The sequence below is a fragment of the Blautia sp. HCN-1074 genome, from assembly GCF_037890165.1.
In the GTDB taxonomy this organism is placed as follows: domain Bacteria; phylum Bacillota; class Clostridia; order Lachnospirales; family Lachnospiraceae; genus Blautia_A.
The window spans coordinates 304,782-317,922 of record NZ_JBBKBP010000002.1; the positions used below are offsets into that span (position 1 = coordinate 304,782).

Consider the following 13,141-nt stretch of genomic DNA (forward strand, 5'->3'; position numbering starts at 1 on the left):
ATGTATAAAATAGCAGCAGAGAATCTGCAGGCATTATTCCATAAGATTGCCGCAGATCAGGATTTATATTTACCGGTTAAAGTCAGTGACCAGGTAAACTTTAAGGCATGGAGTGAAGATGCAGAAGTTTGTCTTGATACTTTAAAAACCGTAAAATCACCAAAAGATGCATTCTTTCCACAGAGTGAAAATCTTTACACCTGTAAAAAAGAAGAAAAAAATATTTCCATCGAGCCACAGGCATTACAGGAAAAGGATTTCGTTGTATTCGGTATGAAAGCCTGCGATGTACAGGGAGTAAAGGTTCTGGACAACGTATTTTTAAGTGATCCGGTCGATACTTTCTATGCAGCAAGAAGAGAGCATGGAACAATCGTTGCACTTGCATGTCATGAACCGGAAGAGAGCTGTTTCTGTAAAGTGTTTGGCATTGACTGTGCTGATCCGGCAGCAGATGTTGCAACATGGATGATTGAAGGAGAACTTTACTGGAAACCTCTGACAGAGAAGGGTGAAGCTCTTACAAAAGCAGTTGCAGAGCTTCTTACAGATACAGACGAGACGAAAGTAGAAGCAGAGAAAACTGCAATTCGTGCGATCGTAGAGAAACTTCCATATTCTAATCTTTCTCTTGAAGGATGGGGACAGGAAGATTACATGGACCGTTTTAATTCTCCTGTATGGGAAGAACTTTACAAACCATGTCTGGCATGTGGTACCTGCACATTTGTATGTCCGACCTGCCAGTGCTACGATATCAAAGACTACAACACAGGCCATGGCGTACAGCGTTATCGTTGCTGGGATTCCTGTATGTACTCTGACTTTACCATGATGGCACACGGTAATAACCGTAACAGTCAGATGCAGCGTTTCCGTCAGAGATTCATGCATAAGCTTGTTTACTATCCGGTAAATAACAATGGAATGTTCTCCTGTGTAGGATGTGGGCGCTGTGTAGAGAAATGTCCGTCCTCTTTAAATATCGTAAAAGTTATCAAAGCTTTTGAAAATCAGGGAGGTGAAAAATAATGAGTGAATGTACCTGCCATAAAAATTATACATTAGATACACTGATCCCGAAGGTTGGTGTGATCACAGATATCCGCCAGGAGACACCGGATGTTAAGACATTCCGTGTAAATGCCCCTGAAGGTGGAAAGCTTTTTGAACATATGCCTGGTCAGTGTGCAATGGTCTGCGCACCAGGTGTGAGCGAAGGTATGTTTTCCATTACTTCTTCACCTACAAATAAAGAATATCAGGAATTCAGTATCAAAAAGTGTGGTTCCCTGACTGATTATCTTCACAGCCTTCAGGTTGGAGATGAGATCACAGTCCGCGGACCATACGGAAACCATTTTCCTGTAGAAGATAAATTAAAAGGCAAAAATCTTCTGTTTATCGCAGGTGGTATCGGACTTGCACCACTTCGTTCTGTGATCAACTATGTACTGGACAATCGTGCTGACTATGGAACAGTAGATATCCTCTATGGTTCCCGTTCTGCAGATGACCTGGTACAGTTAAAGGAAATCCAGGAAGTTTGGATGAAAGCTGAGGGAGTAAATGTTTATCTTACAATTGACCGCGAACAGGAAGGCTGGGACGGACATGTTGGATTCGTTCCTTCCTATTTAAAAGAGATCGGATTCGATACAAACAAAACAGCACTTGTCTGCGGACCGCCGATCATGATCAAGTTTGTTCTTGCCGGACTGGAAGAACTGGGCTTCTCCAGAGAACAGGTTTATACAACTCTGGAGCTTCGTATGAAATGCGGTGTAGGTAAATGCGGCCGCTGCAATATCGGTTCCAAATATGTCTGCAAAGACGGCCCGGTATTCAGATGCGATGAGATCGATGAATTGCCGAATGAGTATTGATGAATTCCCGAATGCCCTCAAGCGAGAAGAAACGAAGTAGATTCGAGCCTGACGCACTGCGGATAACAGATAGATATATAGAAAGGACTGGTAATCTCAAATGGAAAACAATATGGTAAACGTATATTTTTTCGGTAAGAAATACAGTGTACCTGCTGAACTTACAATTATGACTGCCATGGAATATGCCGGTTATACATTAAAAAGAGGCTGTGGATGCAGACACGGATTCTGCGGAGCATGTGCAACCATCTACAGAATCAAAGGTCAGAATGAACTGAAAACATGTCTTGCCTGTCAGACAAAAGTAGAGGAAGGAATGTATGTGGCAAGTATCCCATTCTTCCCTACAGATAAGAGACTCTATAATATAGAGGATCTTCAGCCAAACCAGCAGGTAATGATGGAATTATATCCGGAAATCTATAGCTGTATCGGATGTAATGCCTGTACAAAAGCATGTACTCAGGACTTAAATGTAATGCAGTATATTGCATATGCACAGAGAGGCGAACTCGAGAAATGTGCAGAGGAATCTTTTGACTGTGTAAGCTGCGGATGCTGTTCTGTAAGATGCCCGGCTGGTATTTCCCATCCAATGGTAGGACTTCTGGCAAGACGTCTCACAGGTAAATATATTGCACCTAAGAGTGAACATCTGGAAAAACGTGTAGAAGAGATTCACGAAGGTAAATATGACGACCTGATCGAACAGATCATGCAGAAACCAATCACAGAAATGCAGGAACTTTACAACAACAGAGAGATTGAGAAATAAGGAGGGCGTAAAAACATGTATGCACCATATCCAGAAAATATGATGGAATCCATCAAAAAGGTAGAGGCTACAAGAGCACAGCGTATGGCAACTGAGCCAAGACGTCTGACGGCTGATGAAAAAGATGCCCTTCTTAAGAAGTTCCATCCAGACTATAACCCGGACGCGTTTGCAGAAATCAAAGTAGGACCAAACAAAGGACAGAAAGCTCCTCTGGAACTGGCAGAAATGCTTCATTCAACAAGCCGTCTGATGAACGAAAAAATTGATCTTACAAAAGTTGATTATGACGTAGATGTACTTGTCATCGGTGGCGGTGGTGCAGGTTCTTCCTGTGCGATCGAGGCACACAACGCAGGGGCAGATGTTATGATCGTTACTAAACTTCGTATCGGTGATGCGAATACAATGATGGCTGAAGGTGGAATCCAGGCAGCTGATAAAGAGAATGATTCTCCTGTACAGCATTATCTGGACTGTTTTGGCGGCGGACATTTCGCTGCAAAACCAGAACTGGTAAAGAGACTGGTAATGGAAGCTCCGGATGCGATCCAGTGGCTTAATGATCTTGGTGTGGAATTTGATAAAGATCCGGAAGGAAACATGGTTACTACACATGGCGGCGGAACTTCCAGAAAAAGAATGCATGCTGCTAAGGATTATTCCGGTTCAGAGATTATGCGTACGATCAGAGATGAAGTTATTAATCTCGGTATTCCGGTAGTTGAATTTACTTCCGCTGTTGAACTTTTGAAAGATGAAAAAGGACAAGTTGCCGGTGCAGTTCTTCTTAATATGGAAACAGGTGACTATTCTGTTGCAAGAGCAAAGACCGTTGTAATCGCAACAGGTGGTGCAGGTAGAATGCATTATCAGGGATTCCCGACATCCAACCACTACGGTGCAACCGCAGATGGACTTGTACTTGGATATAGAGCAGGTGCTTCCCTTCTTTATCAGGATTCTATCCAGTATCATCCAACAGGAGCAATTTATCCATCACAGATTATGGGTGCTCTGGTAACAGAGAAGGTTCGTTCCGTTGGAGCACAGCTTGTAAATGCAAACGGAGAAGCTTACATTCATCCGCTTGAAACCCGTGACGTAAATGCTTCCGGCGTTATCCGCGAGTGTGAAGAGGGACGTGGAGTAGAAGTTCCCGGAGGACTTAAAGGCGTATGGCTTGATACTCCGATGATTGAGATTCTTGGTGGGGAAGGAACTATCGAAAAGAGAATTCCGGCAATGTTCCGTATGTACATGAACTATGGCATTGATATGAGAAAAGTTCCGATCGTCATTTATCCGACACTTCATTACCAGAACGGTGGTCTTGAGATCGACGGAGACGGATTTACAAAAGAAATCCCGAACCTTTTAGTTGCAGGAGAAGCAGCCGGCGGAATCCACGGAAGAAACAGACTGATGGGTAACTCTCTTCTGGATGTAATCGTATTTGGAAGAAATGCAGGTAAGAAAGCCGCAACTAAATGCAAAAACGTAGAGCTTGGAGAAATGAACCTCGACCATATCTACAAATATGCAGAAGAACTGAAAGAGGCAGACGTACATACGGATAAAGTATCTCCATTACTGCTTCCGAAATATGCCCGCCACGAGAGATAATCTGTATTAGAAAGAACAGTGTAGATTAAAGACATAAGATTCATACTTCTGTATTAATCTGGAATGATGAAATTTTAAAGATAATGTTGATATCTACAGTAAGAAAATATAATATTATACATAGGTTCCGGGGAAGTTTCCCGGAATCTGTTGAAAAAGGCTAACCATATCAGAAAGGAGCTCATACATATGCGTGAGATAGAAGTAAGCAGACTTACAGATGTCATTGAAAAGCTCTGTATCGAAGCCAACGAGCATCTTCCGGAAGATGTAAAATGCGCGATCAAAACCTGTTGTGCATGTGAAGATGGAGAGATTGCCAAAGGTGTACTTGATAATATTATTGAGAATTTTGAAATTGCCGATAACGAAAACGTACCGATCTGCCAGGATACAGGAATGGCATGTGTCTTCCTTGAAATCGGACAGGATGTACATTTCGTTGGTGGAAACCTTGAAGACGCCATTAATGAAGGTGTACGCCGTGGATACGACAAGGGATATTTAAGAAAATCCGTAGTAAAAGATCCTGTACGCCGTGGAAACACAGGTGACAATACACCGGCTATGATTTACACAGAAATCGTTCCTGGAGATCAGGTAAAGATTACAGTTGGCCCGAAAGGTTTCGGAAGCGAAAACATGAGCCAGATCCGTATGTTCAAACCATCTGCAGGTTTACAGGGTATCAAAGACTTTATTCTCGAAGTGGTAGAGACAGCAGGTCCTAACCCATGTCCTCCAATGGTAGTTGGCGTTGGTATTGGCGGAACTTTTGATAAATGTGCACTTCTTGCAAAGAAAGCTCTTATGAGACCATTAGATTCCCAGAATCCAGATCCATTCTATGCAGATCTTGAGAAAGAGATGCTTGAAAAAGTAAACAAACTCGGAATCGGACCGCAGGGATTTGGCGGAAAGACAACAGCAATCGGTCTGAATATCGAGACAATGCCGACTCATATTGCCGGTATGCCATGTGCAGTAAATATCAACTGTCATGTAACCCGTCATAAAACGGAGGTGATCTAAGATGGAAAGAAAGAAAATTACACTTCCACTTACAAGAGAGCTGGCAAAAACTCTCCACGCAGGTGATCAGGTATTATTAACCGGAACAATTTATACATCACGTGATGCAGGACATAAGAGAATGTGTGAGGCTCTTGCCAAAGGCGAAAAAATCCCATTTGATCCTACAGATGCGACCATCTACTATGTAGGACCTACTCCTGCAAAACCAGGTGCAGTTATCGGTTCTGCAGGCCCTACAACCAGCGGACGTATGGATGCATATGCACCAACTATGATGTCTGTCGGAGCAAGAGGAATGATTGGTAAAGGTGCCCGCCTTCCGGAAGTAGTAGACGCTATGAAGAAATATGATGGCGTATACTTCGGAGCTATCGGCGGCGCAGGTGCACTTCTTGCTAAATGTATCAAGAAAGCAGAGCTTATCGCATATGAAGATCTCGGCGCAGAAGCACTTCGTAAATTATATGTAGAGGATATGCCTCTTGTAGTTATCATTGACTCAGAAGGTAATAACCTTTATGAAATGGGAAAAGCCGATTACCTTAAAGAGCATGGAGATAAATAATCGGACGGATACTATAATGAAACAAAAACGGCTGTAAACATTCAATGATTTTACAGTTACAGATAACTTCCATATGCTGTAATATACAGTGTATGGAAGTTGCTTTATACAATAAAAGATGCTAGGGACAAAAGGTCTTTTGCCCCTAACTTGATATCTACGAATTGCTCCGCTGCAAGGCAGCTCCCGCAATTCTCATAAAATATGAATGTTTTATATTGGGTTTTTAAGTCAATGCTTATAAGACATGTTTTTTTAGTTACTGAATCGTTACTGAATTTTCCGCAGAGTATAGTAAAGCTTAATATATAATATTCATATATACGACAATACGAATTATATCTTTTACATTTAACCTACAAACGTATAACATAAATAAACGGTAAAAGAATAAAGGTCGCTGTGAAACAGTGGCAAATAAACTTGAACGGGGTAAATCATGAAAGATCATAATCATCACGACATACAGATGTCGGAGGCTTTTTTAAACAGTGCCTTTCTGGCTTTGTCAGGAGGATTTCAGGATGCTTATACCTATAATGCCAGAGATGAGGTATTCTGTAATGCCCAGACAGGAAACGTAGTACTTATGAGCCAGCATTTTATGGCAGGGCAGTGGATGGCAGGATTGAGTTATTTCTTTCCTATCATTTTCTTTGCTTTGGGTGTATGGGTTGCCGAGAAAATACAGGGAAAATTTAAATATGCCAGGAAGCTTCACTGGAGACAGGGAATCCTTGCAGCAGAAATCCTGATTTTATTTATTGTTGGCTTTATCCCTACCGAATATAATATGTTGGCAAACGCAATGGCATCTTTTGCCTGTGCGATGCAGGTACAGTCCTTCCGAAAAGTAAACGGATATTCCTATGCAAGCACTATGTGCATTGGAAACCTTCGCAGTGGTACAGCGGCTTTATCCGGATACTTCCGTGAAAAGAAGCCGAAACAGATGGAGCAGGCGATGTATTATTTTGGAATCATCTTTATGTTTGCACTGGGAGCCGGTATCGGTGGAAATCTCTCCATCCATTTCGGAACAAGAATGATCTGGGTATCCTGTGTGTTCCTTACGATAAGTTTTCTCTTAATGTTCGTCGAAAAATATAAACGTTTTCACGAGGAACATGAACATAAGACTATTTAACCAAATCAGACCAAATAACAAAAGCGGATGATTTTATCCGCCTGACAATTCAAAAAGTATACAAGCGAAAACGCTGTCCCATGGAAAGAACTTCCGAGACAGCGTTTTCGCCTTTTTTCTAAAAGTTCAACCAAATCTGCGAAGTAGTTATTGATGCAGTTTAAATAACAAAATAAGATTGAGAAATTTAGTTCAATTCAAGGTCTTCCAGTTCCTTTGCAGGAAGTTTCTCGGTGGAAGAAGCAAGATAGCTCTTTAATGCTTTGGAAGCTTTTGTAAACGGTGCATTTGTTCCGGCACCACCCATGCATCCTCCCGGACAGGCCATGCCTTCGATCATACATCCATTTAACTTGCCAACCTTTGCGAGTGTCAACATCTTTTTACATTCTGCAAGACTCTCTGCATGTTCAATATGAACCGGTACATCCGGATAGTATTCCTTGAGACATGCTTCGATTGCACCGGCAACACCTCCGGCAACTGCGTATCCACGTCCGGCTGCAGTAGCATTATGAAGACTTGCAGATGGCTCTATTTCAGCCGGATTGATTTCTTTTGCATCAAAAAGTCCCCACAATTCTTCAAACGTAATAACAAAATCAACATCACTTCGAACAGAAGTGCGCATTGCTTCCAATTTTTTGGCTGCGCAAGGTCCGATGAATACGACTTTTGCATTCGGATGCTCTTTTTTGACACTTCTTGCAGTTGCAACCATCGGAGTCAGCTCTCTGGAAATATTGTCGATCATTGCAGGGAACTGCTTCTTGGCAAGCATAGACCAGGAAGGACAGCAGGAAGTAAGTAAAAATGGAAGATGTCCGGTAGCCACTTCATTCGCATAATGATGCGCCTCGCTGATTGCACCGATATCTGCACCAAGTGCCACTTCATATACATCGGTAAAACCAAGTGCCGCTAAAGCTGCATGGAACTTTCCAGGTGTCACGTCATCACCAAACTGACTGATATAAGCAGGTGCAACTTCAGCAATAATTTCATTTCCCTCACGAAGCGCATGCGCAAGCTGGAAAATCTGAGATTTATCAGAAATAGCTCCGAAAGGACAGCTTACCATACACATACCACAGGAAACACATTTGCTCTGGTTAATCTGTGCACGTCCCTGTTCATCGCTTTCAATAGCTTTTACACCACAGGCGCGTTCGCATGGACGTTCTTTATGGGCAATGGCATCATATGGACAGACAGACTTGCATTTTCCGCATTTAATGCACTTCGACTGATCGATATGTGACTTACCATTTACCATGGAAATCGCACCCTTAGGACAGACCTGCATACATGGATGAGCAACACATCCTCTGCACATATTGCTGACTTCGTACATATTAGAAGGACAGGCTGAGCATGCAGAAGGAATCACCTGCATAAGCGGCGGTTCATAATATTTCTCATCGATGTTAGAAGCCTCAACTCCGGCAGTCAGATGAACAGCTTTGTTTTCAGGACGTAAAGAAAGTCCCATTGCCAGTCGCACACGCTCGCTGGCTACGGCACGTTCACGGTAAATACTTTCACGATACTGTGCACGCTCTTGTACGATATTATAGGGAATTGCCTCAATATCGTGGATCAGAGATGCATCTGTAGACTGAAAGCCAAGCTTTGCAACTTCTGCAAAAATCTTACGCCGGATCTGTTTTACGGGTGTGTCAAGAGTTCTCATATTTTGTTAATCTCCTATTATATTTATTTCCGCGCTTTTTCTACACTAAAAATATATCAAATAATGGTAAAAATGTCATGTTTTTTATTTAACACACCTGTTAAAGAAATTGCTTTTCAATTCCAAACATTAACAAACAATATAAATCTATAGAAGATAATAATAAATAAATTTCAGAAAATTGCAAAAATGATGTTGTGTAAATTAACCATATATTGTATAATATCAACAGCACATATGTTGAAAATAACTAAAGCTGCGTGGAAATCAAAAAACATATTTTTAAGGAGGGAACCGAATGTTAGACCAGTCTTATTACAGAAAAGCGGATGAGATTATCGAGCACTACGGACGTACAGCTGCATCGCTGATTCCGATCATGCAGGATATTCAGGCAGAATACCGTTACCTGCCGGGAGAACTGCTGACTTATGTAGCTGCCGAAATCGGAGTAAAAGAGGCTAAGGCCTACAGTGTCGCTACATTCTATGAGAATTTTTCCTTTGAGCCGAAAGGAAAATATATCATTAAAGTATGTGATGGAACAGCCTGTCACGTAAGAAAGTCTATGCCTGTTAAAGAGGCCCTGATGAAAGAACTGGGACTGAGCCACAAGAAACATACAACAGACGATATGCTTTTTACGGTAGAAACTGTATCCTGTCTTGGTGCCTGCGGACTTGCACCGACACTGACTGTTAATGATGAAGTACACCCGAAGATGACTCCTGAGAAAGCTGTTGAACTTTTGAATGAATTGAGAGGTGAGTGCGTATGAGTATTAAGAGCAGGGAAGACCTGTTAAATAAACAGGCAGAGGTAAATGAGCAGATCAAATCTTACACCTGTCGAGTTCTTGTCTGTTCTGGTACAGGATGTATCGCATCCGGAGCTCAGAAAATTTATGACGAAATGGCAAGGCTTTGTGAAGACATTGATGGTGTTACTGTAGAAATGCAGAAAGATGTGCCACATGTAGGCGTAATAAAAACAGGATGCCAGGGCTTATGCGAACTTGGACCTTTAATGAGAATTGAACCTTATGATTATCAGTACGTTCATGTACAGCCTGAAGACTGTAAGGAAATCGTAGAGAGGACTGTACTGGAAGGCAAACCGGTAGAGAGACTGTTTTATCGAGATCATGATACTGTCTGTCCACATCCGGATGATATTCCTTTCCTGAATCAGCAGACCCGTATCGTTCTTGAGAATTGCGGTAAGATCGATGCAGAATCTATCGAGGAATATATTGCTGTCGGTGGCTATCAGGCACTTGCAAAAGTAATAGGAAGCATGTCTCCTCAGGAAGTTATTGATGAAGTTACCAGATCAGGTCTTCGTGGCCGTGGTGGTGCCGGGTTCCCGGCTGGTAAGAAATGGTCCCAGGTTGCCCGTCAGGCAGAAAAGACCCGTTATGTAGTATGTAATGGTGATGAAGGTGACCCTGGTGCATTTATGGATGGTTCCGTAATGGAAGGCGATCCATATAAGATGATTGAAGGTATGACGATTGCAGCTTATGCAGTAGGCGCAGAGAATGGATATATTTATGTTCGTGCGGAATATCCGCTTTCTGTAAAGAGACTGAGAATGGCAATTGAACAGGCCGAAAAATATGGTCTGTTAGGTGATAACATTTTAGATTCCGGTGTAAATTTCCATTTACATATCAACAGAGGTGCCGGAGCTTTCGTATGTGGTGAAGGATCTGCCCTTACTGCATCCATCGAAGGAAACAGAGGCATGCCACGTGTAAAACCACCTCGTACAGTAGAGAAAGGTTTATGGGGCAAGCCTACTGTTCTTAATAACGTAGAAACTTATGCTAATGTACCAAAGATCATTCTTGAGGGAGCCGACTGGTTCCGTACGATCGGTACAGAAGGAAGCCCGGGAACCAAGACATTCTCACTGACTGGTTCTATCGAGAATACAGGCCTGATCGAAGTTCCAATGGGAACTACGCTTCGCCATATTATCTATGATATCGGCGGCGGCTTAAAGAGTGGTGCGGCATTTAAGGGTGTTCAGATCGGTGGTCCGTCCGGCGGGTGCCTGATCCTTGATCAGCTGGATGCACCTCTTGATTTTGATTCTGTAAAGAAATTAGATGCAATCATGGGCTCCGGTGGTCTGGTAGTTATGGACGAGAATACCTGTATGGTAGAGGTTGCCAGATTCTTTATGAACTTTACTCAGCGTGAGAGCTGCGGTAAATGTGTTCCATGTCGTGAAGGCACCAAGCGTATGCTTGAGATCCTTGAGAGAATTGTTGCCGGTAAAGGCGAGATGTCTGATCTGGATGAACTGGAAGAACTTGCAAATATGGTTCAGAATATGGCTCTGTGTGGCCTTGGCAAGAGTGCGCCTCTTCCTGTTATCAGTACTCTCAAACGTTTCCGTGATGAATATGAGGAACATATCCTTGATAAGAAATGCCGTGCAAAAGTATGTACAGCACTTCGTCAGTTCCACATTAATCCTGAATTCTGTATCGGCTGTGGTAAATGCGCGAAGAACTGCCCGGCGGGAGCTATTTCAGGTAAGATCAAACATCCACATCACATTAATAACGATATCTGTATCAAGTGCGGTGCATGTAAAGATAACTGTAACTTTGATGCTGTATACGTGGAAGCATAGAAGGGAGGATACACTATGGGCCATATGATAATTGACGGTAGAAAGGTAGAATTTACCGATGAAAAAAATGTCCTGTCTGTCATCCGCAAGGCAGGAATCAATATTCCGACACTGTGCTACCACTCAGAGGTATCAACTTTCGGTGCCTGCCGTTTATGTACAGTAGAAGACGACAGAGGCAAAACTTTTGCATCCTGTTCAGAAGAACCACGAGACGGAATGGTAATCTATACGAATTCCGGACGTATCAAAAAATACAGAAAACTGATTGTTGAACTGCTTCTGGCAGCCCACTGCCGCGACTGTACAACCTGTGTTAAGAGCGGTGAATGTATTTTACAGGAACTGGCACATCGTCTGGGTGTACAGAATATTCGTTTTGAGAATACCAGAGAACATCATGAACTGGATACAAGTTCTCCGTCTCTGGTACGTGATCCGAACAAATGTATTCTCTGTGGTGACTGTGTGCGTGCCTGCGAGGAGCTTCAGGGAATCGGTGCTTTAGGTTTCGCATTCCGTGGAACAGAAGCTATGGTAATGCCTGCATTTAATAAGAAAATTGCAGAAACAGAGTGCGTAAACTGTGGACAGTGTCGTGTATTCTGCCCGACTGGTGCAATTTCCATTAAAACGCATATGGATGAGGCCTGGGAGGCACTTGCTGATCCAAATATCCGTGTAGTTGCACAGGTTGCTCCGGCGGTACGTGTAGCGGTAGGCGACCACTATGGACTTACCAAAGGTAAGAGTGTAATGGGTAAGATTGTTAATGCGCTTCACAGAATGGGATTTGATGAAGTTTATGATACTTCTTTCAGTGCTGACCTTACTATCATGGAAGAAAGTGCCGAATTCCTCGACCGGATTAAGAAAGGCGAGAAACTTCCTCTTCTTACATCCTGCTGTCCTGCATGGGTAAAATTTATTACAGACCAGTACAAAGATTACATTCCAAATCTTTCTACATGCCGTTCCCCACAGGGAATGCTTTCAGCAGTTATCAAAGAATATTTCCGTGAACCGGAACATGCAGCAGGCAAGAAGACTGTTATGATTTCTATTATGCCATGTACAGCAAAGAAAGCAGAGGCAATCCGTCCGAACAGCTTTACAGATGGCGAACAGGATACAGATATTGTTATCACAACTACAGAATTACTCCGTATGATCGATAACTTCGGTATTGATTTTGCAGCTCTCGATCCGGAAGCATGTGATATGCCATTCGGATTCGGATCCGGCGGTGGTGTTATCTTTGGCGTTACCGGTGGTGTTACAGAGGCAGTACTTCGTCGACTCACACCAGATCACAGCAAAGAATCCATGCATGAAATCGCAGAATGTGGCGTTCGTGGAGATGATGGCATCAAGGAATTTACAGTTCCATATGAGGGTATGAACCTCAATATCTGCGTTGCCAGCGGACTTGCAAATGCAAGAAAAGTTATGGATCAGGTTAAGAATGGAGAGAAAGAATATCATCTGATCGAAGTTATGGCATGTCGTCGTGGATGTATCATGGGTGGCGGACAGCCGACAAGAGCCGGTGACAGAACGAAGTTCTTAAGAGCTAAGGGGCTGTATAATGCAGATAATACTACTATTATCAAGAAATCCGATGAGAATCCGTTAGTTCTCGAACTCTACAACGGATTGCTTAAAGGTAAAGAACATCATCTGCTGCACAATGATTCTTATTGATAGAAAAAATTTTGACTTAATATCTGATGCCATAGTGTATTATGCTAGTATAGCAGGCTGT

General features: G+C 42.6%; 11 protein-coding genes. 10 read left to right on the forward strand and 1 reads right to left on the reverse strand.

What is annotated here, in order from left to right; translation table 11 throughout:
* The 7 genes from WKT11_RS03570 to WKT11_RS03600 all read left to right on the forward strand — a co-directional run bounded on the left by WKT11_RS03570 (nucleotide 1) and on the right by WKT11_RS03600 (nucleotide 7,037).
* Entirely contained in the window at nucleotides 1-1,032 is a 1,032-nt protein-coding gene (locus tag WKT11_RS03570) for a 4Fe-4S dicluster domain-containing protein (protein WP_118246898.1), read from the forward strand.
* A complete protein-coding gene (locus WKT11_RS03575; protein WP_340282587.1) occupies nucleotides 1,032-1,886 on the forward strand; it encodes an FAD/NAD(P)-binding protein in 855 nt (284 codons plus the stop codon). Before WKT11_RS03570 ends, WKT11_RS03575 begins: the two co-directional genes overlap by 1 nt.
* A gap of 100 nt (nucleotides 1,887-1,986) precedes the next feature.
* On the forward strand, nucleotides 1,987-2,664 hold the full coding sequence (locus WKT11_RS03580; RefSeq protein ID WP_117674542.1) for a 2Fe-2S iron-sulfur cluster-binding protein: 678 nt from the start codon (nucleotides 1,987-1,989) through the stop codon (nucleotides 2,662-2,664).
* A 15-nt stretch (nucleotides 2,665-2,679) separates the two neighbouring features.
* Nucleotides 2,680-4,290, forward strand: coding sequence for an FAD-dependent oxidoreductase (locus WKT11_RS03585; protein ID WP_340282589.1), 1,611 nt, complete (start codon nucleotides 2,680-2,682; stop codon nucleotides 4,288-4,290).
* A gap of 189 nt (nucleotides 4,291-4,479) precedes the next feature.
* Nucleotides 4,480-5,322: a fumarate hydratase gene (locus tag WKT11_RS03590; protein ID WP_340282591.1), complete on the forward strand. Its 843-nt coding sequence runs from the start codon at nucleotides 4,480-4,482 to the stop codon at nucleotides 5,320-5,322.
* Nucleotide 5,323: 1 nt separating this feature from the next.
* The gene (locus tag WKT11_RS03595; protein ID WP_117674539.1) at nucleotides 5,324-5,890 is read left to right on the forward strand and encodes a Fe-S-containing hydro-lyase; all 567 of its coding nucleotides are present in this window, start codon (nucleotides 5,324-5,326) and stop codon (nucleotides 5,888-5,890) included.
* Between the two features lie 439 nt (nucleotides 5,891-6,329).
* The gene (locus tag WKT11_RS03600; RefSeq protein WP_243098412.1) at nucleotides 6,330-7,037 is read left to right on the forward strand and encodes a YoaK family protein; all 708 of its coding nucleotides are present in this window, start codon (nucleotides 6,330-6,332) and stop codon (nucleotides 7,035-7,037) included.
* Nucleotides 7,038-7,224: 187 nt separating this feature from the next.
* Here WKT11_RS03600 and WKT11_RS03605 read toward each other — a convergent pair whose 3' ends face one another.
* Nucleotides 7,225-8,730, reverse strand: coding sequence for a 4Fe-4S dicluster domain-containing protein (locus WKT11_RS03605; protein ID WP_340282594.1), 1,506 nt, complete (start codon nucleotides 8,728-8,730; stop codon nucleotides 7,225-7,227).
* Between the two features lie 298 nt (nucleotides 8,731-9,028).
* Between WKT11_RS03605 and WKT11_RS03610 the strand changes: the two genes are divergently transcribed.
* From WKT11_RS03610 to WKT11_RS03620, 3 genes are read left to right on the forward strand one after another with little or no spacing between them, the layout of a single operon-like run.
* Nucleotides 9,029-9,508, forward strand: coding sequence for a complex I 24 kDa subunit family protein (locus WKT11_RS03610; protein ID WP_117843774.1), 480 nt, complete (start codon nucleotides 9,029-9,031; stop codon nucleotides 9,506-9,508).
* Nucleotides 9,505-11,376, forward strand: a complete 1,872-nt coding sequence (locus WKT11_RS03615; protein ID WP_118609422.1) for an NADH-quinone oxidoreductase subunit NuoF — start codon at nucleotides 9,505-9,507, stop codon at nucleotides 11,374-11,376. The genes WKT11_RS03610 and WKT11_RS03615 overlap by 4 nt, the downstream gene beginning before the upstream one ends.
* A gap of 15 nt (nucleotides 11,377-11,391) precedes the next feature.
* Nucleotides 11,392-13,080, forward strand: coding sequence for a [FeFe] hydrogenase, group A (locus tag WKT11_RS03620; RefSeq protein ID WP_117674535.1), 1,689 nt, complete (start codon nucleotides 11,392-11,394; stop codon nucleotides 13,078-13,080).
* Nucleotides 13,081-13,141 lie beyond the last annotated feature (61 nt).

Coding starts and splice junctions, on each gene's coding strand:
- WKT11_RS03610 (WP_117843774.1), top strand. CDS start 9,029: ATGTTAGACCAGTCTTATTACAGAAAAGCGGATGAGATTATCGAGCAC.
- WKT11_RS03570 (WP_118246898.1), top strand. CDS start 1: ATGTATAAAATAGCAGCAGAGAATCTGCAGGCATTATTCCATAAGATT.
- WKT11_RS03580 (WP_117674542.1), top strand. CDS start 1,987: ATGGAAAACAATATGGTAAACGTATATTTTTTCGGTAAGAAATACAGT.
- WKT11_RS03585 (WP_340282589.1), top strand. CDS start 2,680: ATGTATGCACCATATCCAGAAAATATGATGGAATCCATCAAAAAGGTA.
- WKT11_RS03615 (WP_118609422.1), top strand. CDS start 9,505: ATGAGTATTAAGAGCAGGGAAGACCTGTTAAATAAACAGGCAGAGGTA.
- WKT11_RS03605 (WP_340282594.1), bottom strand. CDS start 8,730: ATGAGAACTCTTGACACACCCGTAAAACAGATCCGGCGTAAGATTTTT.
- WKT11_RS03620 (WP_117674535.1), top strand. CDS start 11,392: ATGGGCCATATGATAATTGACGGTAGAAAGGTAGAATTTACCGATGAA.
- WKT11_RS03590 (WP_340282591.1), top strand. CDS start 4,480: ATGCGTGAGATAGAAGTAAGCAGACTTACAGATGTCATTGAAAAGCTC.
- WKT11_RS03575 (WP_340282587.1), top strand. CDS start 1,032: ATGAGTGAATGTACCTGCCATAAAAATTATACATTAGATACACTGATC.
- WKT11_RS03600 (WP_243098412.1), top strand. CDS start 6,330: ATGAAAGATCATAATCATCACGACATACAGATGTCGGAGGCTTTTTTA.
- WKT11_RS03595 (WP_117674539.1), top strand. CDS start 5,324: ATGGAAAGAAAGAAAATTACACTTCCACTTACAAGAGAGCTGGCAAAA.